This window comes from Pseudonocardia sp. C8 (assembly GCF_014267175.1).
Taxonomy (GTDB): domain Bacteria; phylum Actinomycetota; class Actinomycetes; order Mycobacteriales; family Pseudonocardiaceae; genus Pseudonocardia.
Map to the genome: position 1 here is coordinate 5,064,088 of NZ_JACMTR010000002.1, position 26,627 is coordinate 5,090,714.

The following is a 26,627-nucleotide window of genomic DNA, read 5'->3' on the forward strand; positions in this document are numbered from 1 at the left end:
TGGTCCGGGCGGGTTCAGCTCGACCCCCCGGGGCTGAACCAAACGACGGCCCCCGCCAATCCCCCCTGGCGGGGGCCGTCCCATGTCCGCACCGGCCGGCTGCCGCTCGGCCGCCGTTCGGCTCCCGCTCGGCCCACCGCCGACGCCGCTCGCCCGCGCCGGGTCCGGGGCCACGTGCCGGTCCGGGGGGCACGTGCCCCGATCTGCTCGCGCTCGGTCGTCGCGCTCCGTGCCCGCGCTCCGTACCCCACTCGGTGCCTGCGCTCCCCGCCGGCGCTCCGTGCCGCACTCGGTGCCCGCACTCCCCGCCGCGCTCCGGTGCCCGCACTCCCCACCGCGCTCCGGTGCCCGCACTCCGTGCCGGCGCCGGGTGCCCGCGCTGCGCTCCGTGGCCCGCGGTCGCAGCGGGTGTGGTGCCCGCGCGCGAGGGCCCACCCTCCTACCCGATCGTCCCGCACGGGACCGACGTCCTCGCCCGCCGACGGCCCGGTTGTCCACAGCCGCGGCAGTTGTCCACGAGTTGTCCACAGCCGGGAGAACTCGTCGTCGCACCGGGTCGTTCCGGCCCCACGCTGGTCCCCGGGGCCCGCGCCGGCGGGCCGGTGGGAGGTGCACCGCGATGGACCGGCACTGCCTGATCGTGGCCGACGACCCGGACCTGCTCGACGCGCTGCTGCGGCTCGCCGCCGCGGCCGACATCGACGCCCAGCGTGCGGTCGACGCCGCCGACGCCCGGCGCGCCTGGGCGGCAGCTCCGGTCGTGCTGCTCGACCGGGCCGGTGCGGTCCGGTGCCGGGACGCCGGCTTCCCCCGCCGGGAGTCGGTGGTGATCGTGGTGTCCGGTGAGCCCACCGGCGACGACTGGCGGACGGCGGTGACCCTCGGTGCGGACCGGGTGGTGCAGCTGCCCCTCGGCGAGGCCGGGCTGGCGGCGATGCTCGCCGACGTCCGGGAGCGGGCCGCCGCAGGTGGCCGGCCCGGGCGGGTGCTGGCCGTGGTCGGCGGCTGCGGTGGGGCGGGCGCGTCGGTGCTGGCGACCGCGGTCGCGGTGGCGGCCGCCCGGGGCGGTGCGGCGGCGCTGCTGGTCGACTGCGACCCGCTCGGCGGCGGGCTGGACCTGCTGGTCGGTGTCGAGCAGGAGGAGGGTCTGCGCTGGCCCGAGCTCGCGATCGGTGACGGCCGGGTGCGGGCGGCGCCACTGCGGGCAGCGCTCCCGCGGGTGGTGGCCGGGCGGGCCGAGCTGTCGGTGCTGTCCTGCGCCCGCACCCCGCACGGCCCCGAACCGGCGGCCGTCACCGCCGTGCTGGAGGCCGGGCGCCGGGCCGGCGGGGCGGTCGTCTGCGACCTGCCCCGCTACCCGACCGACGCGGCGCTCGCCGCGCTCGGGGCGGCCGATCTCACGGTGCTGGTCGTCCCCGCCGCACTGCGGGCCGGTTCCGCGGCCGGCCGGGTCGCCGACGTGCTCGCCGAGCACGCCCGCGCCGTGGAGCTCGTCGTGCGCGGCCCCTCCCCCGGCGGTATCACCCCGGAGCAGGTGGCGACCTCGCTCGGGCTGCCGCTGCTGCACGCGATGCGCGCGGAACGCGACCTCGCCGGCGCGCTCGACCGCGGCCGCACCCCGGGGTCGGGCCGCGGCCCGCTGGCCACCGCCGCACGTACGGTCCACGACCGGCTGGTCGCGCTCGACCGTCCCCGCCGGGCCGCGTCGTGAACCCGCTGGTGGACCGGGTCCGCGCCCGGCTCGCGGACGGTGGCGGCGGGACCGGGCCGGCCGCGGTCGCCGCGGCGGTGCGCGCGGAGTCCGGTGGCGTCGCCTCCGACCTCGACGTCCTGGCCGCCCTGCGGACCCTGCGCCAGGAGTTCACCGGCGCGGGGCCGCTCGACACGCTGCTGCGGGACCCGGCCACGACCGACGTGCTGGTCACCGCGCCGGACGCGGTGTGGGTGGACCGCGGGGACGGGCTGCGGCGCAGCTCCGTCACCTTCCCGGACGAGGCCGCCGTCCGCAGGCTCGCCCAGCGACTGGCCCTGGCCGCGGGACGGCGCCTGGACGACGCGAGCCCGTGCGTCGACGGCCGCCTCGCCGACACCGGGGTCCGGCTGCACGCCGTGCTGCCCCCGGTCGCCGCGGGCGGCACCGCGATCTCCCTCCGGGTGCTGCGGCCGGCGAGCCACGACCTGGCAGCGCTGCGCCGCACCGACACGGTCGACGCGACCGGGGAGGCACTGCTGCGGGCGATCGTGGCTGCGCGGCTGGCGGTCCTGGTCGCCGGCGGCACGGGCACCGGGAAGACCACCGTGCTCAATGCACTGCTCGGTGCCGTCGACCCGGGCGAACGCATCGTCACGGTGGAGGACGCCGAGGAGCTCCGGCCCCGCCATCCGCACGTCGTGCGGCTGGTCGCCCGGCCGCCGAACATCGAGGGCTCCGGTGGTGTCCCGCTCCGCGAGCTCGTCCGGCAGGCGCTGCGCATGCGGCCGGACCGCCTGGTGGTCGGTGAGGTCCGCGGGGCGGAGGTCGGGGACCTGCTGGCCGCGATGAACACCGGCCACGACGGTGGCGCGTGCACCGTCCACGCGAACTCGGTGCGCGAGATCCCGGCGCGGATGCGTGCCCTCGCCGGGCTGGGTGGCATGGCCCCGGCCGCACTGGACGGGCAGCTCACCGCGGCCGTCCAGGTCGTCCTGCAGATGCGCAGGCGCCCCGGCACCGGCCGGGTCCTCGACGAGATCGGGGTGCTGAGCCGCGGCGACGACGGCGGCCCGCGGGTCACGGCCGCGTGGACCCGCGACGGCGGCGGCCCGGGACTGGCCGAGCTGCGCGCGCTGCTGCACGACCGCGGGGTGGGTGCGCCGTGCTGACCCTGGCCGGCACGCTCCCGCTGCCGGCGACTGGCCGGTGGCCCTCCGTCGCCGCGCTCGCGCTCCTGGCGGCCGCGGTGCTCGCCTCCCCCGCCGCGAGTGCGCGACGGCGGCTGCGCGACCTCCCACCGGTCACGGCCCGGCCGCGGACCGGGCGTCTCCGGGCCGGGGTGCTCGGGTTCCCGGCCGCGGCCGGTGCCGGGCTCCTGGTGCTCGGTCCGGCCGGGGCCGCGTGCGCCGCCGGTGCCCTCTGGTTCGCCCGGCGCCGGTTCGCCGCCCGGCAGGCGGCAGCCCGGGACGCCGAGGCCGCCACGGAGCTCGCCGACGCGCTCGCCCGGATCAGCGACGAGCTGCGGAGCGGGGCTCACCCCGCGGCGGCGCTCGCCGGGCACGAGCACGACGGCCCGCTCGCCCGCAGGTTGCTGGAGCCCGCGGCCGCCGCCGCCCGCATCGGCGAACCCGTGCCCGACGCGCTGCGCCGGGCCGCGGCCGGTCCGGCCGGCGACGACCTCGGGCGGATCGCCACGGCGTGGGAGCTGGCCGACCGGCACGGGGCACCGCTCGCCACGCTGCTGGGCGCGCTGCGCGACGACATCCGGTGGCGGGTCACCCACGGCTCCCGGGTGCGCGCACAGCTGGCCGGGCCACGGGCCACCGCGTCCGTCCTGACCGCGCTGCCGCTGGCCGGGATCGGACTCGGCCAGCTGATGGGGATCGCGCCGCTGGCGGTGCTCCGTACCGGGGTGCACGGCCCCGCGCTGCTGGTCGTCGGGGTGTTGCTGACCGCGGCCGGTGCGGCGTGGTCGGACCGGATCCTGCGTGCGGCGGTGCCGTCGTGACCGCGGTGGCGCTCGGCCTGGCCGCCGGGGCGATCCTGCTCGGCGGTGCCCGGCCGGCGGCCGGACGGCTGCGCAGGTTGCGCGGCCCCGTGCCCGACCGGTCCGCCGGGCGTCCCCGGGCGGCGGTGCTCGCCGTCCTGCTCCCCTCCGGCGCGGCGCTCGGCTGGGTCCTGGGCGGCACGGCCGGTGCGGTGGCCGGCACCGCGGTGGGTGCGGGCTTGATGGTGCTGGTCCGGCGGGTGCCCGGGACGCACGCGCCCCGGGCCGACGACGCCGATCTCGCGGCCGCCTGGGACCTGCTCGCCACCTGCCTGGCCGCCGGGCTGACGGTCCCGGACGCGCTGGAGGCCGCCGGCCGCAGGCTGTCCGGCCGGGCCGGGGCGACCTTGCGCCGGGTGTCGGGGCTGCTCGCGCTGGGCGCGTCCGCGGAGGATGCCTGGTCGGCGGCGGCCACCGTCCCCGGTCTCTCCGGTGTCGCCCGCGCGGCCGGGCGCTCGGCCCGCACCGGCGCCGCGCTGGGCCGGGCCGCGTCGGCCGAGGCGGCCCGGCTGCGGACCGGCCTGGCCGACCGGGCCGAGGAGCGGGCCCAGCGCGCTGCCGTCCGCATCACCGCCCCGCTGGGGCTCTGCTTCCTGCCCGCTTTCCTGGTCCTCGGCATCGTGCCGGTCGTGATCGGGCTGGCCGGGGAGGCGTTCGCCCGATGGTGACCCCGATGGCGTCACCGGGCGACGACGGATCCGCATCCCGCGGGTCCCCGACCGAGGAGAACTTCGATGACCCGAACCGTCCTGCAGCACCGCCTGGCCACGCTCGTCACCTCCGACGACGGGATGTCCACCGTCGAGTACGCGGTCGGGACCGTCGCCGCGGCGGCGTTCGCCGCCCTGCTGTACGCGATCGTCAGCGGGGGCGAGGTCACGACCGCGCTCACCGGGATCGTGCAACGTGCGCTGTCCACGACGTTCTGATCTCCGCGGCGACACCGGAGCCGTCACCGTCGAGGCGGCCCTGGCGCTCGGCACCCTCGTGCTCGTCACCGCGGCCGCGGTGGCGGCCGTCGCCGCGGTGGCGGCCGCCGTCCGGTGCACCGACGCCGCCCGGGAGCTGGCCCGCCAGGCCGCACGCGGTGACGCCGACCGCGGTCGCGCCGCCGCCGCGGCGCTGGCCCCCGCCGGGGCGGAGGCCGACCTCCGGATCGACGGCGACCACGTCGTCGCGACGGTCCGAGCCCGGCCGGTGGCGCTGCTGCCGGTGTCGATCAGCGGCAGCGCGACCGCCGTCGCGGAGCCCGGGGTGTCCGCGACCGGACCCACTGCGGGCGGGCCCGCCGGGCCCGGGCCTCTCGGGTCCGCGTCCGCCGGGAGCGAGACCGCCGGGCCCCGGCCAGCCGGGCCCGCGTCCGTCGGGCCCGCGCCCGCCGGGGCGGGATCCGCCCGGTTCACGGGCCCCGAGGCCGGTCCGGCCGGAGCCGACCCGCCGGCCGGTGGTGGGCAGCCCGGGGCGGCGGCACCGGAGCCGGCGGGATGACTCCCCGGGCCCCCCGCCGGATCCGGCACGACGACGCCGGCGTCGCCTCGATGTGGGCCGCGACCGCCGCCGCGGTGCTGCTGCTCACCGCGACGGCGGGTGTCGACCTCGCGGCCGCCGTCCGGGCCCGGCACGTGGCCGGCGCAGCCGCGGACCTCTCGGCGCTGGCTGCCGCCGCGCACGTCGTGGAGGGACCCGCCACCGCCTGCCGGGTGGCGACGGAGCTCACCGCACGCAACGGCGCGGTGCTCACCGGATGCCGGCTCGACGGCTGGGACGCGCTGGTCGAGACGGAGGTCCGCTGGTCCGGCCTGCTGCCCACCCGCGGCCCGGCGACCGGGCGTGCGCGGGCCGGCCCGGCACCGGTCACCGACGCTCCCACCCGGCCCGCACCCCGTTGACGACGACCAGGAAGTGATCATGATCTCGGTGAGCGGTATCAGGCTCCGGATGAACGGACGGGTAACACCACAGCACGCGGCCATCACGGGCGGCCCGGCCGCACCGTCCGTCCCGGCGGCGCTTCGTCGTCGGGGCGGGACCGATCACCGACGTCGGCGCGCCCGGCTCTGGTCACCGGCGGCGACCTCGGGCCTACTGGAGGTCGTCGAGGGCACGGGCAGGGTCCGGCCCGCCCCGATACGCCAGACCACGCTCCCCAGACCGCGGTGGAGCCGGAGCGCGACGCGCATCCCCGTCCGGCTCCATCGCACGTGGTCGCCACCGGCCCGCCCGGTCCCCCGGCGGGCGGGCCGGTGGTACCTCGCAGCCCGCCGGACCTCAGCGCGCGTCGTCGCCGCCCTCGGCCAGTGCGCCGAGTACGAGATCGAGCACCTGCACCGCCCCCGCCTTGTCCAGCGGGTTGTTGCCGTTGCCGCACTTCGGCGACTGCACGCACGACGGGCACCCGGTGCGGCACTCGCAGTCCCGGACGGCGGCGCGGGTCGCGGCCAGCCAGCGCGCCAGTACCGCGTGCCCGCGCTCGGCGAGCCCGGCACCGCCCGGATGCCCGTCGTGCACGAACACCGTCGGCAGGCCGGTGTCCGGGTGCAGGGCCGTCGACAGGCCGCCGATGTCCCAGCGATCGCAGATCGCGAACAGCGGCAGCAGGCCGATCGCGGCGTGCTCGGCGGCGTGCAGGGCACCGGGCAGGCGGGCGTCGTCGATCCCGGCGGCGGCGAGCGCGTCCGGGTCGATCGTGTACCAGACCGACCGGGTGTCGAGGCTCTGCGCCGGCAGGTCGAGGGCGGTCTGGTCGAGCACCGTGCCGTCCGGTGTGCGCCGCCGGTAGGCGACGACCTGGCTGGTCACGGTGGTCCGCCCGAAACAGACGTGCACCGGCCCGTGGCGGCGGGCCTCGAGCACCTCCAGCACCGTCACGTCGGAGACCGACTGCGCCTCGGTCCGCCAGTCCGGGTCCTCCGGGTGCACCAGCGCGACACCACCGTCGAGATCGAGCTCGTCGACGACGTAGCTCTCCCCCCGGTGCAGGTAGACCGCGCCGGGATGCACGGTCCCCGGGGCGGCACCGCCGTCCACGGTTCCGAGCATCCGGGCGGTGGCCGCCTCGACGACCGCGACCTGGCCGAGCCCGGACCCGCGCAGGTCGACCTGCGCGGCCGGGGCGTCACCGGTGTCCGGCCAGAACCAGCCGTGCGGCCTGCGACGCAGCACCCCGTCCGCGACCAGCTCGTCGAGCACCTCCACGGCCGGCTGCCCGCCGAAGACCTCCTCGGCGTCGACCGTGGTGAGCGGCAGCTCGGCGGCCGCGCAGGCCAGCTGCGGCGCGAGCACGTACGGGTTCACCGGGTTGAGCACGCAGCTCTCGACCGGCGCCCCGATCAGGGTCTGCGGATGGTGCACCAGGTAGGTGTCCAGCGGGTCGTCCCGGGCCACCAGGACGACCAGCGCCTCGTCCGCGGCCCGGCCGGCGCGCCCCGCCTGTTGCCAGAACGAGGACCGGGTCCCCGGGAAGCCGGCGAGCACGACCGCGTCCAGCCCGGAGATGTCCACGCCGAGCTCGAGCGCGTTGGTCGTCGCGACCCCGAGCAGCTCGCCGGACATCAGCGCGGCCTCGAGGGCCCGGCGTTCCTCGGGCAGGTAACCGCCGCGGTAGGCCGCGACCCGGTCGGCCAGCTCGGGCGCGACGTCGGCGACCTGGCGCCGGGCTCCGAGCGCGGTCAGCTCCGCGGCCCGGCGGGACCGCACGAACGCCAGCGTCCGCGCCTCCTCCAGGACGAGGTCGGCGAGCATCCGCGCCGCCTCGCCCCCCGCCGAGCGGCGCACGGGCGCCCCGTTGTCCCCGGTGATCTCGGTGAGCAGCGGTGGCTCCCAGAACGCGACGGTCCGCCCGGCGTGCGGGGACCCGTCCTCGGTGAGGGCGACGACGTCGCGGCCGGTGAGCCGGGACGCGAACTCGGCCGGGCGGGCCACGGTCGCCGAGGCGAGGACGATCGTGGGCCGGGCACCGTAGCGGGCGGCGACCCGCAGGAGCCGCCGCAGCAGCAGCGCCACGTGCGAGCCGAACACCCCGCGGTAGGTGTGGCACTCGTCGACCACGACGAACTGCAGCCGCCGCAGGAAGGTGGACCACCGGCGGTGCCGGGGCAGCAGGGAGCGGTGCAGCATGTCCGGGTTCGAGAACATCCAGCGGCAGTGCCGGCGGATCCATTCGCGCTCCTCCATGGGGGTGTCGCCGTCGAACGCCGCCGGCCGGATCCCGGCCGGGGCGACGCCGTCGAGGGCGCGCAGCTGGTCCGCGGCGAGCGCCTTCGTGGGCGCGAGATAGAGCGCGGTGGCCCGCGGATCCTCGACCAGCCCGGCGAGCACCGGCAGCTGGTAGACCAGCGACTTGCCGGACGCGGTCCCGGTCGCCACGACGACGTCCGCCCCCGACCGGACCAGCTCCGCCCCGTCGGCCTGGTGCGCCCACGGCCGCTCGATGCCCCGCCCGGCCCAGGCCGCGCGGAGCTCCGGCGGAGTCCAGCTGGGCCAGTCGGCGGTACGGCCGGGTCGCGGCGGGATCCGGACGACGTGCCGCAGCGGGTCGTCGGGTGCCAGGTCCCCCCGTGCCGGGTCGCCCGATGCGTGGTCGCCCGGCTCCGGGTCCGTCCCGCCCGGCCCGAGCCACGTCGTCTCCGCCCGGTCCGGATCGACCTGCGAGCCCGCGAGGACCCGGCGCAGCAGCTCGACGCCACGCCGCGACCCGTCCACGCACTCCCCGGCCGATCCCACGACCACCACGTTGGCACAGACGTTCGAACGCGGCGCCGGCACCTCCCGGAACACGGTGCGTGGCGGATCCGGGCACAGGCCCGCGGCCGAGCAGCGTTGCACCCCAACCGAACCGGGCGTTCGCGCCGGGCACCGCGGGAAGTGTGTGTGTTCGATCACTTTGGGCGGATCGTTACGTCTTGTGATCCCTCTCGCACTGAGCGGTCGGACACACTTCTACACTGCACACCCGCCCGGTCACGGTCCCCACCGCCCGGGCCCAGTCGACGCCAGTGCCGTCGTCGGCGGCGAGGCACCCCACCGGTGCCCTCCCGCCGCGTCGGACCTGGTCGAACTTTTCGCTGAACCAGGAGGACGGATGTCCCAGTCCACCCTCGCCCAGGGCCTCGAGCTCGGTGCGGGAGACCTCACCGTGGTCGGTGTGGTCGCGGTGGTCGCCCTCGTCGCCCTGGCCGTCGGCGGTCTGCTGCTCAAGGAGGTTCTCGCCCACGGCGAGGGGACCTCCAACATGCAGGAGATCGGCCGCGCGGTTCAGGAAGGCGCGTCGGCGTACCTCAACCGCCAGTTCCGCACCCTCGCGGTGTTCGCCGCCGTCGTGTTCGTCCTGCTCTTCGCGCTCCCCGCCGAAGACCTCGGTGAGCGCATCGGCCGATCGATCTTCTTCGTGGTCGGCGCGGTCTTCTCCGCGATCATCGGCTACCTGGGCATGTGGCTTGCCACGCGCGCGAACATCCGGGTCGCGGCGGCCTCGCGCGAGCCGGGCGGCCGCGACAAGGCCACCAAGATCGCGTTTCGCACCGGCGGCGTCGTCGGCATGTTCACGGTCGGTCTCGGCCTGTTCGGCGCCGCCGTCGTCGTGCTCGTCTACGCCGGGCAGGCGCCCCGCGTGCTGGAGGGCTTCGGCTTCGGTGCCGCGCTGCTGGCGATGTTCATGCGTGTCGGCGGCGGCATCTTCACCAAGGCCGCAGACGTCGGCGCCGACCTCGTCGGCAAGGTCGAGCAGGGCATCCCCGAGGACGACCCGCGCAACGCCGCGACGATCGCCGACAACGTGGGCGACAACGTCGGCGACTGCGCCGGCATGGCGGCCGACCTGTTCGAGTCCTACGCCGTGACCCTGGTCGCCGCGCTGATCCTCGGCACCGCGGCGTTCGGCCTGCAGGGCCTGCTGTTCCCGCTGATCGTCCCGGCGATCGGCGTCATCACCGCGATCCTCGGCGTCTACCTGACCAAGGCCCGGGAGGGCGAGAACACGCTGCGGGCGATCAACCGCAGCTTCTACCTGTCGGCGCTGTTCGCCGGCGGGCTCTCGGTCGCCGCCGCCTACGCCTACCTGCCGTCGTCGTTCGGTGACCTCGTCAACCCGACCGACGGCGAGGTCGCGGGCCTCGCCGGTGACCCGCGCCTGGTCGCCGCGGTCGCGGTCGTCATCGGCATCGTCCTGGCCGCGGTGATCCTCAAGCTGACCGGCTACTACACCGGCACCGAGGACCGCCCGGTCCGCGACGTCGGCGAGTCGTCGCTGACCGGCCCGGCCACGGTGATCCTGTCCGGGATCTCGATCGGCTACGAGTCCGCCGTCTACACCGCGATCGTCATCTCGGCCGCCGTGTACGGGGCGTTCCTGCTCTCCGGCTCGGTCGTCGTCTCGCTGTTCGCGGTCGCGCTGGCAGGGACGGGCCTGCTGACCACGGTCGGCGTGATCGTCGCGATGGACACCTTCGGCCCGGTCTCGGACAACGCCCAGGGCATCGCGGAGATGTCCGGCGACGTGGAGGGCGACGGCGTCGACATCCTCACCGAGCTCGACGCGGTCGGGAACACCACCAAGGCGATCACCAAGGGCATCGCGATCGCCACCGCCGTGCTCGCCGCGACCGCGCTGTTCGGCTCCTACCGAGATGCCATCAACCACGCGCTCGGGGACGCCGGGGTTACCCTGGCCCAGGCCGGTTCGGCGTTCGCCTACGAGGTGTTCAGCCCGAACACCCTGGTCGGCGTGATCATCGGCGCCTCGGTCGTGTTCATGTTCTCCGGCCTGGCGATCAACGCCGTGACCCGGGCCGCCGGCGCGGTCGTGTTCGAGGTGCGCCGCCAGTTCAAGGACAAGCCCGGGATCATGGACCGCACCGAGCGGCCCGAGTACGGCCGCGTGGTCGACATCTGCACCCGGGACTCGCTGCGGGAGCTGGCCACCCCCGGCCTGCTCGCGATCTTCGCCCCGATCGCGGTCGGCTTCGGCCTCGGCGTCGGCCCGCTGGCCGGCTACCTGGCCGGTGCGATCGCGGCCGGCACGCTCATGGCGATCTTCCTGGCGAACTCGGGCGGCGCCTGGGACAACGCCAAGAAGCTGGTCGAGGACGGCAACCACGGTGGCAAGGGCTCCGACGCCCACGAGGCCACGGTCATCGGCGACACCGTCGGCGACCCGTTCAAGGACACCGCCGGCCCGTCCATCAACCCGCTGATCAAGGTGATGAACCTGGTCTCGGTGCTGATCGCCCCGGCGATCGTGCTGCTGTCGACCCCGGACGCCAACCCGGTGATCCGGATCCTCATCGCGCTGGTCGCGGTGGGCATCATCGCCGCAGCGATCGTGGTGTCGAAGCGCCGTACGTCGGCGATCACCGACACCCCCGCGGAGAGCTCGGTGGGCTGACCGCCGACCACCGACCGCGACGGCCGCTCGTCCCACCGGGGCGAGCGGCCGTCGTGCGTCGTCACCCGATTCGGCTACCCTGCCCCGGCCGGACCACGAAGATCGTCCGGCGGGAGGTGCCATGCGGACGGGTCCGGCGGTGCGTGCGGTGCTGGCCGCCTGGTCGGCGCTCCTGCTCGCCGGCTGCGGGTCCTCCGGCCCCACGCCGCAGGAGTGGACCGACGCCACGTGCACAGCGGTCCTCCCGTTCGTCCGGACGGCCGTCGAGGGCCCCGGTCTCGCCCCGGGGGCCGATGCCCGGCAGCGGGCGCTCGGCGACTACCTGGGCCGCACCACGGAGGCGCTGGACCGGACCCTGGGCGACCTGGACCGGCTCGGCCCTGCTCCGGTCGACGACGGCGACGTGCTCGCCGGGAACCTGGCCGGCGGGTTCGGCGAGCTGCGGTCCGCCTTCTCCACGGCGAAGGGCCGGGTGGACGCGCTCGACCCGGCCGACCCGGCGGCCGTCGAGCGGGGCCTGCCGGGCGCGCTGGAGCCGGTCTCGCGGCTCGGCAGCGTGACCGGCCCGCTCGCCCACGTCACCGGCAACCCGGATCTCGCCGCGGCGTTCCGGGCCTCGCCTCCGTGCACCGACCTGACCCGGCTCGCCGATGCCACCCGCGCGCGCCCACCGGACGGCGTAACTGGCACTGGTCCGAACGGGTCAAACAACGAGGGCGGCGGCGGCTGACCGGGATCCGCGTCCTACCGTCGTCATCCGTCCGTTATCTCCCGGGCCCGCTCCCACGGCCCCCGACCCTGGAGCCCGACGATGGCCACCCCCCGCCCGGCGCGTGCCGCACGGGTCCTGCTCCCCACGCTGCTCGCCGCCCTCCTGGCCGGCGGTTGCGCCCAGACCGTCGCCGGCACGCCGGCGCCGGACCCCGCGCCGCGCCCCACCGAGGGCGTCGGTGCCGACCCGGTCGCCTGGGGCGACAAGGTGTGCGGCGCGCTGCTGTCCTACTATCAGCCGCTCAGCGCCCGCCCCGACTACGGCGGCGCCGACCTGCCCGGCATCAAGTCCCGGCTCTCCGGGTACCTGGGCAACGTCAAGGGCGGGATCGACGCCGGCCGCAAGCAGCTCGCCGCGGCCGGGGCGTCCCCGGTCACCGGCGGCGAACAGTTCAAGTCGTCGATCAACGACCTGCTCACCCGCACGGCGCCGACCATCGACCAGGCCAAGGCCGAGGTCGACCAGGCCAACCCCGACGACGTCCCCGGTTTCCAGGCCCGGCTTAAGTCCGCCGAGGACAAGCTGCGCTCGATCGGAACCGCCCAGGGGCTCGACAAGCTCGGCGCCACCCCGCGGCTCGACAAGGCGGTCGCGACGGCGCCGAAGTGCAAGGAGCTCACGACGCTGACCAAGCCGAGCTGACGCCCGTCGGGCGCGCCGGGCTTGGGCGCCGTCGAACATCAGTTCTATGCTATGCGGGTGCCGCAGTTGTCGCTTTTCTCCGCGGAGGCCCGGCCGGCCGGTCTGACCGACCTGGTCGGGCTCCTCTGCGGGCCCGGACGGATCGAGCGGTTCGGTGCGGGCGACACGGCACGGTTCGACGTGCCGCTGCCGTTCGCGGGCCGCGAACGCGCCCTGGCCGCGCTGGCCGCCGCCCGCGGTGTCATCCTCACGCCGGCCGGGGCGGGCAGCGCCTCCGGCGCCGACCCGGCCGCCCCGGGTCCCGCCGGGATGCGCAGTGCCTTCCGCAAGGACCTGGCACCGCTGGCCCGGGCCTGGTGCACACCCGACGGGCGCAAGCAGGTCCCGCCCGACTTCCAGCTGGACGGGTCCGCGCTGCGGCTCTGGGCGCTCGCCGCCGGCCGAACCGACCTGCGCGGCGGCCACCTGCTGCTGCTCGACCCGGACGCGCCGTGGACGCACGGACCCCTGATCGCCGCGGCGACCCGGGCCGGGCTGCCGCCGGCCCGGGTCGCGGCCGGGGAACACGGGGCGCCCGGTCCGGCGTTACGGGTGCACGGAACCCGCCGCATGGCTCGCCTGGTCGAGCTGGTGGGCCCGCCACCCCGTGCGGTGATTTCCTCCGAATGGCCGTGCCATCGCAGCCGACCGGCCGCCTGACCTGCCGAACAGCGGGTACGGCTACGCTGTCGGCTCGCCCGGCCCAGGTGGTGCAACCCACGGCGGGGGATGGCGACGGTGTGAGATCGTGCGATCGTCGGCCGGGTAACGACGCGGAGAGCGACCGTTCCGGCACGCTCGAGATGCACCGCAGGATCGGGCAGGACGGGGCAGCCGGCACCAGCGCGATCGCACGCAGCGCGGCCGGAGAGATGAGGTAGGACCACGTGGCAGCAGCGACAACGGGAACGAGTTCGGCACGCACGTCGGGGGGCAGCACGCGGCGGCCCACCTCGGCGACGAGCGCGTCCGGCCGCCCGGTCCGCCGCCTGGTGATCGTCGAGTCGCCGAGCAAGGCCAGGAAGATCCAGCCCTACCTGGGCAGCGACTACGTCGTGGAGTCGTCGGTCGGTCACATCCGCGACCTCCCGCGCGGCGCCGCGGACGTGCCCGCCAAGTACAAGGGTGAGGCGTGGGCGCGGCTCGGCGTCGACGTCGACAACCAGTTCAGCCCGCTCTACATCGTGACGCCGGAGAAGAAGGGCACCGTCTCCGAGCTGCGCGAGGCCCTCAAGTCGGTGGACGAGCTGCTGCTCGCCACCGACCCCGACCGCGAGGGCGAGGCCATCGCCTGGCACCTGCTGGAGACCCTCAAGCCGAAGGTCCCGGTCCGCCGGATGGTCTTCCACGAGATCACCGAGTCGGCGATCCGGGCCGCCGCGGAGAACACCCGCGAGCTCGACCAGAACCTGGTCGACGCCCAGGAGACGCGCCGCATCCTGGACCGGCTCTACGGCTACGAGGTCTCCCCCGTGCTGTGGAAGAAGGTCATGCCGAAGCTGTCGGCGGGCCGCGTGCAGTCGGTGGCGACCCGGCTGATCGTGCAGCGCGAGCGGGACCGGATCGCGTTCCGCTCCGCCGAGTACTGGGACATCGCCGCCACGCTGGACGCCGGCGCCGAGGCCACCCCGCGGACGTTCGGCGCCCGCCTGGTGCAGGTCGACGACAAGCGGGTCGCGACCGGCCGCGACTTCGACTCGCTGGGCCGGCTGAAGAAGGCCGCCGACGTCGTCGTGCTGGACGAGGCCGCGGCCCGCCGGCTGGCCGACGGCCTGGAGGGCCGTGACCTCGCCGTCTCCTCGGTCGAGTCGAAGCCCTACACCCGCAAGCCGTACCCGCCGTTCATGACCTCCACGCTGCAGCAGGAGGCCGGCCGCAAGCTGCGGTTCTCCTCGGAGCGCACGATGCGCAGCGCGCAGCGGCTCTACGAGAACGGCTACATCACCTACATGCGGACGGACTCGACCACGCTGTCCGACACCGCGATCCAGGCCGCCCGTGCGCAGGCCCGCGAGCTGTACGGCGACGCCTACGTCTCCGACAAGCCGCGCCAGTACACCCGCAAGGTCAAGAACGCCCAGGAGGCCCACGAGGCGATCCGGCCGGCCGGCGAGTCGTTCCGGACCCCCGGCGACATCGCCCGCGAGGTCGACGGCGACGACTTCCGGCTCTACGAGCTGATCTGGCAGCGCACGATCGCGTCCCAGATGAACGACGCCCGCGGCACCACGGTGAGCGTCCGGATCTCCGGGACGGCCGGGACCGGCGAGGACGTCGTGTTCGCCGCGTCCGGCCGCACGATCACCTTCCCGGGGTTCCTCAAGGCCTACGTGGAGACCGTCGACGACGGCTCGTCCGCCCAGGCCGACGACGCCGAGTCCCGGCTGCCCGAGCTCACCGAGGGCCAGGCGCTGACCGCCGAGCAGCTGACCCCGGACGGCCACTCGACCAGCCCGCCGTCCCGCTACACCGAGCCGGCCCTGGTCAAGGTGATGGAGGAGCTCGGGATCGGGCGGCCCTCGACGTACGCGTCGACGATCAAGACGATCCTCGACCGCGGCTACGTCTGGAAGAAGGGATCCGCGCTCGTCCCGTCGTGGGTGGCGTTCGCCGTCGTCGGGCTGATGGAGGCGCACTTCGGCCAGCTCGTCGACTACGACTTCACCGCCGAGATGGAGGACGACCTCGACTCCATCGCCTCCGGTGACGACTCCCGGGTGCACTGGCTGAACGGCTTCTACTTCGGCGCCCACGACGGCGACGAGGGCTCCATCGCGCAGGCCGGCGGGCTGAAGAAGCTGGTGGGCTCGAACCTGGAGGAGATCGACGCCCGCACGGTCAACTCGATCCCGATGTTCACCGACGCGCACGACCGCGAGGTCGTCGTGCGGGTCGGCCGGTACGGGCCGTACCTGGAGCGGATCGTCGACGGCGAGTCGCAGCGCGCGAACCTGCCCGACGACCTGCCGCCGGACGAGCTGACCGAGGAGATCGCGGAGAAGCTGTTCTCCGTGCCGCAGGAGGGCCGCAAGCTCGGCACCGACCCGGTGACGGGGAACGAGATCGTGGCGAAGGAGGGCCGGTTCGGCCCGTACGTCACCGAGATCCTGCCCGAGCCGGAGGCACCGGAGGATGGCAAGAAGAAGCCGGCGAAGCCGAAGCCGCGGACCGGGTCGCTGTTCAAGTCGATGTCGGTGGACACCGTCACGCTCGAGGACGCGCTCAAGCTGCTGTCGCTGCCCCGGGTCGTCGGCAAGGACCCCGAGTCCGGTGACGAGATCACCGCGCAGAACGGCCGCTACGGGCCGTACTTGAAGAAGGGCACCGACTCGCGGTCGCTGGCCGACGAGGAGCAGCTGTTCACGGTGACGCTCGAGGAGGCCCTCGAGATCTACAAGCAGCCCAAGCAGCGCGGGCGGGGCCGGGCCACCGCCACGCCGCCGCTGCGCGAGCTGGGCGAGGACCCGTCGACGAAGAAGAAGATGGTGATCAAGGACGGCCGGTTCGGGCCGTACGTCACCGACGGCGAGACCAACGCCAGCCTGCGCAAGGGCGACTCGGTCGAGGAGATCACCGACGAGCGGGCGTCCGAGCTGCTGGCGGAGCGCCGGGCGAAGGCCCCCGCGAAGAAGAAGCCGGCCACGCGACGGACCGCGGCGGCCTCGAAGAGCGGGGGCACGACCGCGCGGAGCAGCGCCGCGAAGAAGACCGGGACCACGACGAAGAAGACGACGACGTCGCGGACCCGCAAGACGCCGACGACCTGACCCGCCGGACACGAGGGCCCGCCCGGAACGGAGCGGGCGGGCCCTCGCCGTCCGACACGGGCCGGCTTGCCTCGCGCCCGGTTCCCACGAGGGCGGGCGCTCAGCCGCCGGAGAGCGCCTTCTTCACCGCGGCAGCGACCCGCCCGCCCTCGGCCCGCCCGGCCGCGGCGGCGTTCGCCTTCTTCATGGCCTGCCCCATCTGCTTCATGCCCGGCTGCTCCCCCGTCTCGGCCGCCACCTCGGCGACGGCGGCGCGGGCCAGCTCGGCCACCTCGTCGTCGTCGAGCTGGGTCGGCAGGTACCGGGCCAGGACCTCGCCCTCGGCCCGCTCGCGGGCGGCCTGCTCGTCGCGGCCCGCTCCGGCGAACGCCTCGGCCGATTCGGCGCGGCGCTTGGTCTCCTTGGTGAGGACGGCGCGGACCTCCTCGTCGGTCAGCTCCCGCGCCGTGTCCCCCGCCACCTCGGCGTTCCCGACGGCGGTCAGTGCCGAGCGCAGGGTGGTCCGGACCAGCTCGTCCTTGGCCTTCATCGCGGCGGTGAGGTCGGCCCGCAGCTGCTCCTTGAGTGTGCTCACGGCTCGCCACGATAGCCGCGGGCCGTAGGCTGAACGGTGTGAGTACCGTCCGCGCCCTCGCCCGCCTCGCCACCGGAACCGTCGCGACCGGGGCGGCCGGGCTCGGCTACGCGGCCGGTGTCGAGCGGCGGCACTGGACGCTGCGCCGGGTGGAGCTGCCGGTCCTCGCCCCGGATGCGCGGCCGCTGCGGATCCTGCACCTCTCGGACTTCCACCTGACCCCCGGGCAGCGCAGCAAGATCCGCTGGATCGCCTCGCTGGACGAGCTGGACCCGGACCTGGTGATCGACACGGGGGACAACCTCGCCCACCCGGACGCCGTCCCCGGCGTGCTCACCGCGCTGGGCGGCCTGCTGGACCGCCCCGGCGCGTTCGTGTTCGGCAGCAACGACTACTACGGCCCGACGCCGAAGAACCCGGCCCGCTACCTGCGCCGCGGCAGCACCCGGCGGATCCACGGCGAACCGCTCCCGTGGACGGACCTGCGCGCCGCGTTCCGCGAGCGCGGCTGGGTGGACGCCACCCACAGCCGTCACCTGCTGGAGGTGGACGGGCGGACCGTCCGGATCGCCGGCGTCGACGACCCGCACCTCCACCGCGACCGCTACCCGCGGATCGCCGGGCACGACCCCGACGCGGACCTGCGCCTCGGCCTGACCCACTCCCCCGAGCCGCGGGTGCTGGACGGGTTCGCCGCCGACGGCTACGACCTGGTCCTCGCCGGCCACACCCACGGCGGCCAGCTGCGGCTGCCCGGCTACGGCGCGATCGTCACCAACTGCGGCATCGACCGCTCCCGGGCCCGCGGCGCGAGCCGGTGGGGCAGCCACACCCGGTTGCACGTGTCCGCGGGGCTCGGGACCTCGCCGTACGCGCCGGTCCGGTTCGCCTGCCCACCCGAGGCGTCGCTGCTGACCCTCGTCCCGAGGCCGACCAGTGCCGACGCGGGGAAGGGAACCCCCGCGCAGGCGGTCAAGGGCGTCGGGTAGAGTACTCAACGGCTCACGGGGAGACCGTGACAGCCACTCGGGGTGTGGCGCAGCTTGGTAGCGCGCTTCGTTCGGGACGAAGAGGTCGCAGGTTCAAATCCTGTCACCCCGACCACACAAAGGCCCTGGTCGGAGACTCAATCGAGAGTCCGAGACCAGGGCCTTCGTCATGTGCTGGACGCCCTGCGTGACTATCTGAGTGACTACGGCTCTGCGCGCGGGAACAGGCCGTCCATCGCGGTCGCGCCGTCGTCGATCACCGGGCGGATTTGCTTGCGGTAGATGAGTTCGGTGACCGTGCTGCCGCCGGTATGTCCGACCAGCCGCGCGATCTGGTCGATGGTCATGCCGCTGTCCGACAGCAGGGACACGAAGCTGTGCCGCAGCTCCCGCGGCGTCCACTCCCCCGCGTCCAGCCCGGCCGCCTTGAGCACGGTCCGGAACCCGCGCCGGACGTTGGCCGCGTCGAGTGGTGTGCCGGTCTCCGAGGCGAAGACCAGGCCGTGTTCCTGCCACTCGGCTCCCGCCCGTGAGCGGTGCCGGAGCTGCCGCTCGCGTTGGCTACGCAGCACTTCCACGGCGCGGCCCGGTAGGGCGATCGTCCGGCGGGACTTGCGAGTCTTGGTGTCCCCGTCGAGCCGGACCGAGCGCCAGACCTTCATGTGCGGCGGCACCGGCAGGTCTGTGTCCGGTTGTCCGAGGAGGTCGACGTCGTCCCAGATCAGGGCCCGCAGCTCCTCGGTCCGCGCGCCGGTCAGCAGGCCCACCACCACATACGCCCCGTAGGTGGTCGTGACGTCGAGTTCGAGTAGCGCTTGCGCCTGTGCGTAGGTGAGAGCTTTGGAGGGCCGGCCACGCTGCCCGGTCGGCGTGCTGCACAGCAGGACGACGTTGCGACGGACCTTGTCCCGGGCCTGCGCCCGCGTCACCGAGCGCAGCAGGATCGACCGGATGTCCTGCAGGGTCCGGGTACTCAGTGTGCGGGCCTTCCGGGCCAGCCAGCGGTCCACGTCCTCGGCGGACAGCTCGCGCAGCTTCCGCGCGCCGAGGGCCGGGATGACGTGCTGCTCGGCGAGGATGCGCCGGGTCTCGATCGTCGCGGGCGCGCGCCCGGTGAGCCCGTAGGTCAGCCAGTCCCGGACGGCGTGCTCGACGGTGTAGCCGTGTTCGGCGACGGCGTGTCCGTCCTCGACCGTGCGGACGATCTCGCGCAGCTTCTCCTTGGCCGCCGTCTTGGTCTTGCCACTCGCGCGCCGCACGATCCGCTTGCCGTCCGGGGTGTAGCCGGTCGTGACCGAAGCGATCCAGCGTTGCCGGCGCTCGTCCCAGTGCAGGCCGCCATCCCCGCGGCTACGCCGAGCGCTCATAACGGCCTCCGGTCTCGTCGGTGAGAAGTTGGACGTACTCGGCGATGGCCGAGGCAGGGATGAGCCGGGCCCGGCCCTGGTGGACCGAGCGCAGCCGCCCGGATCGCAGCTGCTCGTAGATCACCGAGCGGCTCATCGAGAGCAGCACCATTGCCTCGGAGACCCGGAACAGCCGCCACGGCGGGACCTCGTCGAGCTTCATGACGACCTCCCAGGCTCGGATCGGATGCGCCGTTGGGCGCGTTGGCGTTCGGCGATGCCGAGGGCGATCTCGCGTTCGGCGTCGTTGCGGTGCCCGAACGCGACGACCTGCCAGTCGTTGACCACCAACACCGACCCGGCATCAACCGGGGCATCCAAGGCGGCGAGAGTTTCACCGAGCCGGTAGGTGCGGCGTTCGCCGCGGATGGCGCCGAAGGTCGTGGAGTAGGCGCGGGACTTGGTCAGGAAGTGGCCGCGGAAGCCGAGCATGTGCGCCCACCGGCGCAGGTTCAGCCCCTCGTACTCGGCCAGGCCGCCGAGCTCCCACGCGGTCTCGATCAGCCGCCGGTGATGCTCGGTGAGGTCCAGGTGCCGAAGGTGGCTGATGTCGCGGATGGGCCGGTCAGTGGCCTCGCTCTTGCCGGTGCCCTTGGTGGCGTACTTGGCCACGTAGGCGGCGAGGGCGGTGTCGGTGATCTCGCCGTCGTCGTCCTCGAGCTGCGCGGCCGTGGTGGAGGTGATGGGTCGGACGTCGACCTGCCGCCCCCACGTGAGCGGCAGCGGTGTCCCGTCCGGGCGGTCCACCGTCAGCACCACCGAGCCGGCCGCCTCCCGGATCGCGGCATGGAGCCCGTCGGTGGTGATCCCGGCCGGGGCGCCGGTGGTCGGTCCGTCGGGTCCGTCGAGCCGGACCACGGCGTGGAAGTGCACCAGCCCACGGCGTTGGTACTCGGCGACCTTGGCGTAGGAGAGCCGGGCGTGGTGGCGGACGTCGCGGACCTTGACCCCGAGCACCTGTGCCAGCAGCCGCCGCAGCCGGATCGCGAAGCGGTTCCAGAGCTTGCCGGCGTGGGCCTGCCAGAGGATCGCCCCCTCGTAGTCGTGGCCGTCCGGGTCCAGCGCGGTGCCCACCCGGGGGTCGTCGCGGTGGTGCTTGTCCCCGCACACGCAGGGCACGACCAGGCCGCGGGCGGTGACCCGGCGGGTATGCACCGGCCCGAACGACGGCGCGGTGAGCGTGACGAACACCCGCGGATGCGCAGCCGCCGACTCGGGGACGCCCTTGCCGCCGGCCATCCCCGCGCGGATCAGGTGGTAGGCGTCGGAGGCGTAGCGGTCCGAGCAGGCCGGGCACACCGACGCCCGCCGGTTCCCGCACGGCGCCAGGATGTCGCCTGCCCGCTCGGCCAGGACGGTGCCGTCCCCCGTGACGATGCGGGACGAGCCGGTCAGATGGATCGGGGCCGCGCAGCCGCCGATGGCGGTGACCTCCCGGCGCCACTCCTGGAAGCCAGGCGATCGGAGCAGGTGCGAAAGATCGTGTTCGTGCTGGTCGTGCGGGGTTGTGGTCGTCATGACGGCATCCCTCCCGGGGATACGAAGCGTGGGGGCGGGTGGCGCCGGCCCCGCCGGGAGCCGGACTCACAGGCGGCGGGGCCGGGCCGGACCGGCCGGGGTCAGCGGCGCGGATAGGTGCGGTGTTCGTGCTCGATCTCGACCGGGCCCGGTGTGAACCCGTGGTAGCGGGCCAGCAACCTTGCGGCGGCCCGGTAGGAGCTGGCGTGGCCGACGAGGGCGCCGTGGTCGTCCTCGACCCGGTAGCGACCGCCGTCGCGCAGCACGGTGCCGCCGTGGCCGGTGGCGCCAAGGGTGACCAACGCCTTGCCCGGTTGGACGACGTCCACGCCGATCAGCCCGGTGGTCCGCTGCGGTTCCGCCCGGTCCGGTGCGGGCCGCGGGGCCGGGATCGGCCGGAGGTGGTCCCAGCGGGTCACCATGTCCCGGGTCAGCTTCGGGACCAGCACGGAGCGGGCCGGGCCCTCGTGGCCGGCGTGGTGGACGTGGTGGGTGCCGCCGAGCTTGAGGTGCCCGGAGTCGAGCAGCTGGGCCACGGTGTCGCCGTCGTGGCGCGACACCGCCTCGGCGCAGCCGGGCCGGGCCGGATCCGCCCGCAGGACCCGGCCGGTGCGCTCGATGACCAGGAACCCCGGATCCTGGGCGGTGGTGACGATGCGGGCGACCTCCCGCGGATCCTGGGTCGCAGCCGGACCGGGGTCGCAAGTCTCGACGACGGCCGGGTCACCGAACAGCGCCCCCTGGACGGTGCCGGTCATGCGGACCACCACCAGGTGGCGCGGGCCTCCCAGGACCATTCCCGGGCGAGCTGCCGGACGATGTACCACTCCGCCAGCAGCGCACCGCCCACGGCGACCCAGAACCAGCCCGAGCCAGTGCCCAGGTAGAGCCACGCCCCGCCGACCAGCAGCCCGAGCAGCAGGGTGAGCTTGGCCCAGGTGCGCAGCGCCCACAGGGTGGTCGTGCCCATCACGCGGCCCCCCGCTCGGCGTCGAGGTCGATCACATCGCCACCGGCATCGGTGTCGGTGTCGGCGGTTGGGGTGCAGCGGCAGACGAGTTCGGTGATGTCGTCGTCGCCGACGTAGGCGGCCCGGAACCGCACCGGCAGCCGCGAGCCCTTGTCGATGACGAACCCGATCCCGGCATGCCGGTCATCGCCGGGGATCTCGTCGGCCAGCGCGCCGCGTTCCCGGGCGCCATCGCCGAGCACCATGTCCACATGGCTAGCGGCGGTGACGCCGAGGCAGATCCGTTGGGTGAACAGCTCGCGGACGTCCAGGACATCCTTGGACGGTTCCTGGAGGTAGCCGTGGACGGCGAACAGGGATGCCCGTCCTTGGGTCATGATCTCGGCCAGCAGCCGCAGGGCGTCGCGGACCGCCGAGCGGTCGCCGTAGGCGGTGAGCATGGCCATCTCGTCGATCACCAGCAGCTCCACCGGCGTCCCCACACTCGGAGTGCAGGCGCGGATGCCCTGTTCGCGCATGTCGTCCTGCCGGTCTCGCATGGCGTCCCGGAACTCGGTCAGAAGCTCCAGGGCGTCGGGCATGGTGGTGGCGTAGCGGTGGAACAGCGGGGCGCCCTGTTCGGTCTCCACCCCGCCCTTGAGGTCGACCATCCACACCCGCACCACCCCGTCCCGCAGGCACGGCCCGATGCCGCGCAGGGTCGACCACAGCAGCGAGCCCTTCCCGGAGCCGGACGCGCCGGCCACGAGGCGGTGCCCGCCGATCACGGGGGCGGTGAACGGTTCGCCGCGTTCGTTGTCGCCGATCTCCACCGCGCCCAGGTCGACGTCGTCGACGTGGTCGGGGATGTCCGGGGCCGGGATGGTGCGGGTGAACGGCAACTCCCACTCGATCACGACCGCGACCACGCCGGGACGGTGGCGGGTGATCGCCACCCGGTGCGCGATCAACGCCTCCCACAGCACCGAGGCCTTCTCCTGCCAGAAGGTGACGTCCTGGCCGCGCACCAGGCGCACGTACACGGTGTCGATCGACGGCGAGCACGACCGCACCCGCAGCACCCGGGGCACCAGCGTCTCCCCGGTGTGCCGGTGCTCCCGGGAGAGCCCGCAGTCGGCCATCAGCCGCGCCCACCGGCGGCCGCGGTAGACCGTCCAGCGCCGCCAGGACGCGCGCAGCCACGGGCCGGCGAACCGGTCGAAGCTGGCCGGGTGCGCCCGATGCCACACCACGACAGCCAGGGCCAGGCCGCCGAGCAGCGCGGCCGTGGCCAGCGGGCCCACGGTCAGGGCCAGGCCGAGCACGAGCAGGGGGCCGGCGACGAAACCGGGATGGCGGGCCAGCCAGGCCAGGGCCAGGAACTCCCGGCCCGCCGGCCGGGTCGCCCGACCTCGATTCTGGCGAGCCGGGCCGTTCATCCGGGTCGCAGAACTACTACGCTTGGTCATTGCTACCAGTCCTCACGAGAGTTTGGGATCGGGTAGCGGGGCGCCCGCCATGTGTTTCCGCCAAGAATCGCCGCGGCGGGCACCCCACCACCCGAGATGGGTCATTTCTGTTCGCGCAACGCGCCCCGCGCCGAATCCAGATGCACCGTCAGCACCGCGACATCGCGGGCGAGATTGTCGTGGGTGTTCTTGAACCCGCCCGTCCGATACGGAATCCCGTGCAACGAGCGCTTGAGTTCACGCATGGCGGCGTCGAGTTCCTCCACGGTGCGATCCACGGCTTTCGACATGGCTACTTCCTCCACTCTCGGGAGACCAGCTCGGCCTCCCACTTCTTGGCCGAGGACGCCATCACCCGTAGCGAGCCGTGGGCCTTCTTCGCCGCCCCCGCGATCTCGTCCGGCGACGCCACCGACCAGTGCTGTCCATCGGCGCCGGCCTTCGCCGACGCCCCCTTCCCGCCCCGCCGGCCCTTGGGGGCGTCGGTGGCTTTGGCGGCGACCTTCTCCGCCTCGGCGAGGGCGTCGCCGACGAGCTGCAGGGCGCGCCAGAACTCGCCGTACTTGCGCAGGGCACGCCGGTTGACCTTCGGCAGGGTCTTGATCCGATCCCGGGCCCCGAGACTGAGGGTCGCCACGGCTCACACCCCCTTGCGGATCGCGATCTGCGCCAACCGCAGGCCCTCGGCGACCCCGGCCCGCCACGCCCGCTCGGTCGGCACCACCGGGTGCTCGTGGCGGGTCCAGCGGCGCCGCTCGATCTCCAGGCGGCGCACCAGCCGGCCCACCCCGGTCGTGACCCGGGGCCGGGTCTTCGTGCTCGTGTTCATCGGATTGCCTCCACGTCGTTCGGGTCCGGTTCGGTGGTCAGATCGACATGACCCCAGCAATGCGGGCACACCCCCGACCCACCGCATTCGGCGCATTCCAGGCCAAGAATCGAGTCGCCGTAACCACCGCACTCGTCACAGGCCCGACTGCCGCCGCATTCCACACACCCCATCGGATGCTCACCCCTCTTGGTTCGGGACACACGTGTCCCCGACTCGGAATTACTCACGGATTACTCAAGGACTGCCGGAAACGATCCGGCCGAGAGAAAAAAGTGCCGCGAAAAGTTACGCGGCCGGCCCGCGCACCACGCGAGGCCCGTTCTCAGTGTTCTGACGGGCGGTCAGCTCCCGCTCGGCCTGCTCCAGCACCCCGCGCAGCCGGGCGATCTCCGGACGGTCCAGGAACAGCACCACCGACCCGCCCGAGCCGTCCGCGTCGACGGTGACCCGGTCCTCAGCCGGATAGAAGCTGACCCGGTAGGCGGTCGTCTCGAAGACGTGCAGGTTCACCGACACCGTCGAGGACGGGAGCCAGTCCGGGCGACTCACTGCCCGCCCTCCCCGTCGTCCTTGCCACGCCGCACCGGCGCCGGGGCCGGGGCCGGGGTGGCGTGCTTGAGGCCCATCGCCTTGAACGAGATCCCCGAGACGGTGCGCCCGTCGGGGGTCTCGAACGAGTACGGGCTGACCTGCGGGTCGATCAGCTGCACCCGGGTGCCCTCGTCGAACCCCTCACCCGGGTCGCTCGCCAGCGTCACCTTGATCTCCTCGCCCTTCGGCGCCCGCTGCCCCGCCGGCACCAGCAGCTTGCAGAACAGCGACACCACGAACTGCATCACCCCGTCCTTGTCGATCACCGGCACCTCCGCACCGTTGGCGTCCTGCCGCGTCTTCGGTGCCGGCGGATCCACCACCGTCAGCTTCCGGCCGTCCAGCAGCACCGGAATATCCCTCATGCTCGTCATCGCTCGCCCCTCCTCAGGCTGTCACGTCCTCCACTCCTCATTAGGAGTATCACGAGTGTGCAACGTCACGCCCACGGTGTCAACAGGTCCTCATGAGGACTACAGTGGCGGCCGCGACGCTTGCCGGAACGAGCAAGGGAGAGAGCAAGCATGACGAGCGGTCTCGGTGCACGAGCGCCGAAGTACCAGCGGATCGCGGACGAGCTGCGGCGCGAGATCAGCGAGCGGGTCTACGCGCCGGGCAGCCGCATGCCCGCCGAGACCGACCTGACCGCCCGGTTCCACGTCAGCCTCCCGACGATCCGCCAGGCGCTCGGCGTGCTGCGGGCCGAAGGCCTGATCGAGTCCCGGCATGGCATCGGCACGTTCGTCCGCGAGAACCGGAAGCTCCAGCGGCGCTCCCGGCACCGCTACGGCCGCGCGCGTTCCGACAAGCAGCTCCTGACCTCGCACCTCGCGCACGAGATCCTCAGCGCCGGCCCGGAGGAGACCCCGCAGCACATCGCCGACGTCGTGGCCGACGCCCCGGCGTTCGTCGTGCGGCGCCGTCTCCTGCGCGACAAGGACACCGGCAGGCCCGAGGAGATCGGCGCCAGCTACGTGCCCGCCGAGTTCGCCGCCGGCACCTACCTGGAAGAGGCGACCGTCGTGCCGAAGGCCCTGTTCCTGTGCGTCGAGGAACTGTCCGGCAAGACCTACGCGTTCGCCCGCGACCGCTGGGACGTCCGCATGCCCAACCACCACGAGGCCGACCTACTCGACCTCGCCCCCGGCGCGGCCGTCGTACACCTGATCCACACCGCGCTCGCCGAGGACAGCACGCTCCTGGAGGTGTCCGAGTCGATCTGGCCGGCCGACCGCATCCAGATCCTCGACGAGTACGAGATCACCCCCGACAGCGACACCGGCCCCCGCGCCTCGGAGGTCTAACCATGCCCACCGACGCCCCGACGCTGCGCGATCACTGGTGGCCCCGCCCCGGCTGGCACCCCGGACGGCTGGTCTACACCTGGCACCTGACCTTCGACGACGCCCCCGAGCTCCACCGCCTCGCCGCCGCCTATCAACGCCAGCTCGCAACCCTGCCGGGCCTCAACCTGGTGCCGCTGGAATGGCTACACCTGACCGTGCAGGGCGTCGGCTATACCGACGAGATCGACGACGACGCCCTCCGTGCGGTCGTCACCAGCGTCCAGAAGCGCCTCGCCGGCGTCCCCGCCTTCGACGCCCGCTTCAGCCAGCCCACCATCTTCGCCGAAGCCATCGTCCTGACACCCGAGCCGAGCGAGCCCTTCCACGCCATCCAGACAGCGATCCGCGACGGCATCGCCGATGCACTCGGCGCCGACGCGGTCAACACCGGGCCCGCACAGTCCGCCCAATTCCGGCCGCACGTGTCCCTCGCCTACAGCGCAGCCGAGCACGCGTCCGAGCCGTACCGGGCTGCGCTCGACGCCATCGAGCCCGCGCCGGCTAGCACCCGCATCGCCCGCGCCACCCTCATCACCCAGAACCGCGTCCTCGCCCCCGAGTGGGTCTACCGCTGGACAACCGAGGCCGACGCCCCATTGCGCTGAGGCCGAC

28 protein-coding genes and 1 tRNA gene are annotated in these 26,627 nt (G+C 74.2%); 16 read left to right on the forward strand and 13 right to left on the reverse strand.

The features are described 5' to 3' along the window. The first annotated feature begins 619 nt into the window (after positions 1–619). The 7 genes from ssd (at position 620) to H7X46_RS24100 (ending at position 5,629) form a co-directional block, all read left to right on the forward strand. Positions 620–1,711, forward strand: a complete 1,092-nt coding sequence (gene ssd, locus H7X46_RS24070) for a septum site-determining protein Ssd (RefSeq protein ID WP_186361528.1) — start codon at positions 620–622, stop codon at positions 1,709–1,711. Continuing rightward, positions 1,708–2,862, forward strand: coding sequence for a TadA family conjugal transfer-associated ATPase (locus H7X46_RS24075; protein WP_186361529.1), 1,155 nt, complete (start codon positions 1,708–1,710; stop codon positions 2,860–2,862). The genes ssd and H7X46_RS24075 overlap by 4 nt, the downstream gene beginning before the upstream one ends. Then, positions 2,856–3,701: a type II secretion system F family protein gene (locus tag H7X46_RS24080; protein WP_370588932.1), complete on the forward strand. Its 846-nt coding sequence runs from the start codon at positions 2,856–2,858 to the stop codon at positions 3,699–3,701. The genes H7X46_RS24075 and H7X46_RS24080 overlap by 7 nt, the downstream gene beginning before the upstream one ends. Next, entirely contained in the window at positions 3,698–4,408 is a 711-nt protein-coding gene (locus tag H7X46_RS24085; protein ID WP_186361530.1) for a type II secretion system F family protein, read from the forward strand. The genes H7X46_RS24080 and H7X46_RS24085 overlap by 4 nt, the downstream gene beginning before the upstream one ends. A gap of 66 nt (positions 4,409–4,474) precedes the next feature. After that, on the forward strand, positions 4,475–4,669 hold the full coding sequence (locus H7X46_RS24090) for a DUF4244 domain-containing protein (protein WP_186361531.1): 195 nt from the start codon (positions 4,475–4,477) through the stop codon (positions 4,667–4,669). Then, positions 4,647–5,228: a TadE family type IV pilus minor pilin gene (locus H7X46_RS24095; RefSeq protein ID WP_186361532.1), complete on the forward strand. Its 582-nt coding sequence runs from the start codon at positions 4,647–4,649 to the stop codon at positions 5,226–5,228. The genes H7X46_RS24090 and H7X46_RS24095 overlap by 23 nt, the downstream gene beginning before the upstream one ends. Further along, positions 5,225–5,629 (forward strand): Rv3654c family TadE-like protein, encoded by a 405-nt coding sequence (locus H7X46_RS24100; RefSeq protein WP_186361533.1) that lies wholly within the window; start codon positions 5,225–5,227, stop codon positions 5,627–5,629. The genes H7X46_RS24095 and H7X46_RS24100 overlap by 4 nt, the downstream gene beginning before the upstream one ends. A 379-nt stretch (positions 5,630–6,008) precedes the next feature. On the opposite strand, the gene H7X46_RS24105 is transcribed toward H7X46_RS24100, so the two are convergent. Then, positions 6,009–8,462 (reverse strand): DEAD/DEAH box helicase, encoded by a 2,454-nt coding sequence (locus tag H7X46_RS24105; protein WP_186361534.1) that lies wholly within the window; start codon positions 8,460–8,462, stop codon positions 6,009–6,011. A gap of 358 nt (positions 8,463–8,820) precedes the next feature. Here H7X46_RS24105 and H7X46_RS24110 point away from each other — a divergent pair, with 358 nt between their 5' ends. The 5 genes from H7X46_RS24110 to topA all read left to right on the forward strand — a co-directional run bounded on the left by H7X46_RS24110 (position 8,821) and on the right by topA (position 16,341). Then, positions 8,821–11,121 (forward strand): sodium-translocating pyrophosphatase, encoded by a 2,301-nt coding sequence (locus H7X46_RS24110; RefSeq protein WP_186361535.1) that lies wholly within the window; start codon positions 8,821–8,823, stop codon positions 11,119–11,121. Positions 11,122–11,242: 121 nt separating this feature from the next. Further along, on the forward strand, positions 11,243–11,851 hold the full coding sequence (locus H7X46_RS24115; RefSeq protein WP_186361536.1) for a hypothetical protein: 609 nt from the start codon (positions 11,243–11,245) through the stop codon (positions 11,849–11,851). 81 nt (positions 11,852–11,932) lie between these two features. Then, on the forward strand, positions 11,933–12,535 hold the full coding sequence (locus H7X46_RS24120) for a hypothetical protein (RefSeq protein ID WP_186361537.1): 603 nt from the start codon (positions 11,933–11,935) through the stop codon (positions 12,533–12,535). Between the two features lie 51 nt (positions 12,536–12,586). Then, positions 12,587–13,234, forward strand: coding sequence for a hypothetical protein (locus H7X46_RS24125; protein ID WP_222131410.1), 648 nt, complete (start codon positions 12,587–12,589; stop codon positions 13,232–13,234). 332 nt (positions 13,235–13,566) lie between these two features. After that, entirely contained in the window at positions 13,567–16,341 is a 2,775-nt protein-coding gene (topA, locus tag H7X46_RS24130; protein ID WP_186362871.1) for a type I DNA topoisomerase, read from the forward strand. Between the two features lie 100 nt (positions 16,342–16,441). On the opposite strand, the gene H7X46_RS24135 is transcribed toward topA, so the two are convergent. Continuing rightward, a complete protein-coding gene (locus H7X46_RS24135) occupies positions 16,442–16,915 on the reverse strand; it encodes a GatB/YqeY domain-containing protein (protein ID WP_186361539.1) in 474 nt (157 codons plus the stop codon). Positions 16,916–16,953: 38 nt separating this feature from the next. Here H7X46_RS24135 and H7X46_RS24140 point away from each other — a divergent pair, with 38 nt between their 5' ends. Beyond that, on the forward strand, positions 16,954–17,904 hold the full coding sequence (locus tag H7X46_RS24140; RefSeq protein ID WP_186361540.1) for a metallophosphoesterase: 951 nt from the start codon (positions 16,954–16,956) through the stop codon (positions 17,902–17,904). A gap of 38 nt (positions 17,905–17,942) precedes the next feature. After that, positions 17,943–18,019: transfer RNA gene (locus tag H7X46_RS24145), tRNA-Pro, on the forward strand. An 88-nt stretch (positions 18,020–18,107) separates the two neighbouring features. Here H7X46_RS24145 and xerC read toward each other — a convergent pair. The 11 genes from xerC to H7X46_RS24200 form a co-directional block, all read right to left on the reverse strand. Beyond that, positions 18,108–19,271 carry a tyrosine recombinase XerC gene (xerC, locus tag H7X46_RS24150; protein ID WP_186361541.1) on the reverse strand — a complete coding sequence of 388 codons (1,164 nt, stop codon included), beginning with the start codon at positions 19,269–19,271 and terminating at the stop codon, positions 18,108–18,110. Next, the gene (locus H7X46_RS24155; RefSeq protein ID WP_186361542.1) at positions 19,255–19,473 is read right to left on the reverse strand and encodes a helix-turn-helix domain-containing protein; all 219 of its coding nucleotides are present in this window, start codon (positions 19,471–19,473) and stop codon (positions 19,255–19,257) included. The genes xerC and H7X46_RS24155 overlap by 17 nt, the downstream gene beginning before the upstream one ends. Then, positions 19,470–20,828: a replication initiator gene (locus H7X46_RS24160; RefSeq protein WP_186361543.1), complete on the reverse strand. Its 1,359-nt coding sequence runs from the start codon at positions 20,826–20,828 to the stop codon at positions 19,470–19,472. The genes H7X46_RS24155 and H7X46_RS24160 overlap by 4 nt, the downstream gene beginning before the upstream one ends. A 101-nt stretch (positions 20,829–20,929) precedes the next feature. Beyond that, a complete protein-coding gene (locus tag H7X46_RS24165; RefSeq protein WP_255426207.1) occupies positions 20,930–21,586 on the reverse strand; it encodes a hypothetical protein in 657 nt (218 codons plus the stop codon). Beyond that, positions 21,583–21,798, reverse strand: a complete 216-nt coding sequence (locus H7X46_RS24170) for a hypothetical protein (RefSeq protein WP_186361545.1) — start codon at positions 21,796–21,798, stop codon at positions 21,583–21,585. Before H7X46_RS24170 ends, H7X46_RS24165 begins: the two co-directional genes overlap by 4 nt. After that, positions 21,798–23,246: an FtsK/SpoIIIE domain-containing protein gene (locus H7X46_RS24175; protein ID WP_186361546.1), complete on the reverse strand. Its 1,449-nt coding sequence runs from the start codon at positions 23,244–23,246 to the stop codon at positions 21,798–21,800. The genes H7X46_RS24170 and H7X46_RS24175 overlap by 1 nt, the downstream gene beginning before the upstream one ends. 101 nt (positions 23,247–23,347) lie before the next feature. Next, positions 23,348–23,536, reverse strand: a complete 189-nt coding sequence (locus tag H7X46_RS24180; protein WP_186361547.1) for a hypothetical protein — start codon at positions 23,534–23,536, stop codon at positions 23,348–23,350. A gap of 2 nt (positions 23,537–23,538) precedes the next feature. Next, complete coding sequence (locus H7X46_RS24185) at positions 23,539–23,883, reverse strand: hypothetical protein (protein WP_186361548.1); 345 nt, start codon at positions 23,881–23,883, stop codon at positions 23,539–23,541. A 3-nt stretch (positions 23,884–23,886) separates the two neighbouring features. Further along, entirely contained in the window at positions 23,887–24,075 is a 189-nt protein-coding gene (locus H7X46_RS24190) for a hypothetical protein (protein ID WP_186361549.1), read from the reverse strand. A gap of 288 nt (positions 24,076–24,363) precedes the next feature. Further along, positions 24,364–24,627, reverse strand: coding sequence for a hypothetical protein (locus tag H7X46_RS24195; RefSeq protein ID WP_186361550.1), 264 nt, complete (start codon positions 24,625–24,627; stop codon positions 24,364–24,366). Then, positions 24,624–25,043: a hypothetical protein gene (locus tag H7X46_RS24200; RefSeq protein WP_370588933.1), complete on the reverse strand. Its 420-nt coding sequence runs from the start codon at positions 25,041–25,043 to the stop codon at positions 24,624–24,626. Before H7X46_RS24200 ends, H7X46_RS24195 begins: the two co-directional genes overlap by 4 nt. A 150-nt stretch (positions 25,044–25,193) precedes the next feature. Here H7X46_RS24200 and H7X46_RS24205 point away from each other — a divergent pair, with 150 nt between their 5' ends. Both H7X46_RS24205 and H7X46_RS24210 read left to right on the forward strand, forming a co-directional pair. Further along, positions 25,194–25,973: a GntR family transcriptional regulator gene (locus tag H7X46_RS24205; protein WP_186361551.1), complete on the forward strand. Its 780-nt coding sequence runs from the start codon at positions 25,194–25,196 to the stop codon at positions 25,971–25,973. Positions 25,974–25,975: 2 nt separating this feature from the next. Next, the gene (locus tag H7X46_RS24210) at positions 25,976–26,620 is read left to right on the forward strand and encodes a 2'-5' RNA ligase family protein (protein ID WP_186361552.1); all 645 of its coding nucleotides are present in this window, start codon (positions 25,976–25,978) and stop codon (positions 26,618–26,620) included. Positions 26,621–26,627 lie beyond the last annotated feature (7 nt).

Coding starts and splice junctions, on each gene's coding strand:
- ssd (WP_186361528.1), top strand. CDS start 620: ATGGACCGGCACTGCCTGATCGTGGCCGACGACCCGGACCTGCTCGAC.
- H7X46_RS24090 (WP_186361531.1), top strand. CDS start 4,475: ATGACCCGAACCGTCCTGCAGCACCGCCTGGCCACGCTCGTCACCTCC.
- H7X46_RS24100 (WP_186361533.1), top strand. CDS start 5,225: ATGACTCCCCGGGCCCCCCGCCGGATCCGGCACGACGACGCCGGCGTC.
- H7X46_RS24110 (WP_186361535.1), top strand. CDS start 8,821: ATGTCCCAGTCCACCCTCGCCCAGGGCCTCGAGCTCGGTGCGGGAGAC.
- H7X46_RS24115 (WP_186361536.1), top strand. CDS start 11,243: ATGCGGACGGGTCCGGCGGTGCGTGCGGTGCTGGCCGCCTGGTCGGCG.
- H7X46_RS24120 (WP_186361537.1), top strand. CDS start 11,933: ATGGCCACCCCCCGCCCGGCGCGTGCCGCACGGGTCCTGCTCCCCACG.
- H7X46_RS24125 (WP_222131410.1), top strand. CDS start 12,587: ATGCGGGTGCCGCAGTTGTCGCTTTTCTCCGCGGAGGCCCGGCCGGCC.
- xerC (WP_186361541.1), bottom strand. CDS start 19,271: ATGAGCGCTCGGCGTAGCCGCGGGGATGGCGGCCTGCACTGGGACGAG.
- H7X46_RS24155 (WP_186361542.1), bottom strand. CDS start 19,473: ATGAAGCTCGACGAGGTCCCGCCGTGGCGGCTGTTCCGGGTCTCCGAG.
- H7X46_RS24160 (WP_186361543.1), bottom strand. CDS start 20,828: ATGACGACCACAACCCCGCACGACCAGCACGAACACGATCTTTCGCAC.
- H7X46_RS24165 (WP_255426207.1), bottom strand. CDS start 21,586: ATGACCGGCACCGTCCAGGGGGCGCTGTTCGGTGACCCGGCCGTCGTC.
- H7X46_RS24170 (WP_186361545.1), bottom strand. CDS start 21,798: ATGGGCACGACCACCCTGTGGGCGCTGCGCACCTGGGCCAAGCTCACC.
- H7X46_RS24175 (WP_186361546.1), bottom strand. CDS start 23,246: ATGACCAAGCGTAGTAGTTCTGCGACCCGGATGAACGGCCCGGCTCGC.
- H7X46_RS24180 (WP_186361547.1), bottom strand. CDS start 23,536: ATGTCGAAAGCCGTGGATCGCACCGTGGAGGAACTCGACGCCGCCATG.
- H7X46_RS24190 (WP_186361549.1), bottom strand. CDS start 24,075: ATGAACACGAGCACGAAGACCCGGCCCCGGGTCACGACCGGGGTGGGC.
- H7X46_RS24200 (WP_370588933.1), bottom strand. CDS start 25,043: ATGACGAGCATGAGGGATATTCCGGTGCTGCTGGACGGCCGGAAGCTG.
- H7X46_RS24205 (WP_186361551.1), top strand. CDS start 25,194: ATGACGAGCGGTCTCGGTGCACGAGCGCCGAAGTACCAGCGGATCGCG.
- H7X46_RS24210 (WP_186361552.1), top strand. CDS start 25,976: ATGCCCACCGACGCCCCGACGCTGCGCGATCACTGGTGGCCCCGCCCC.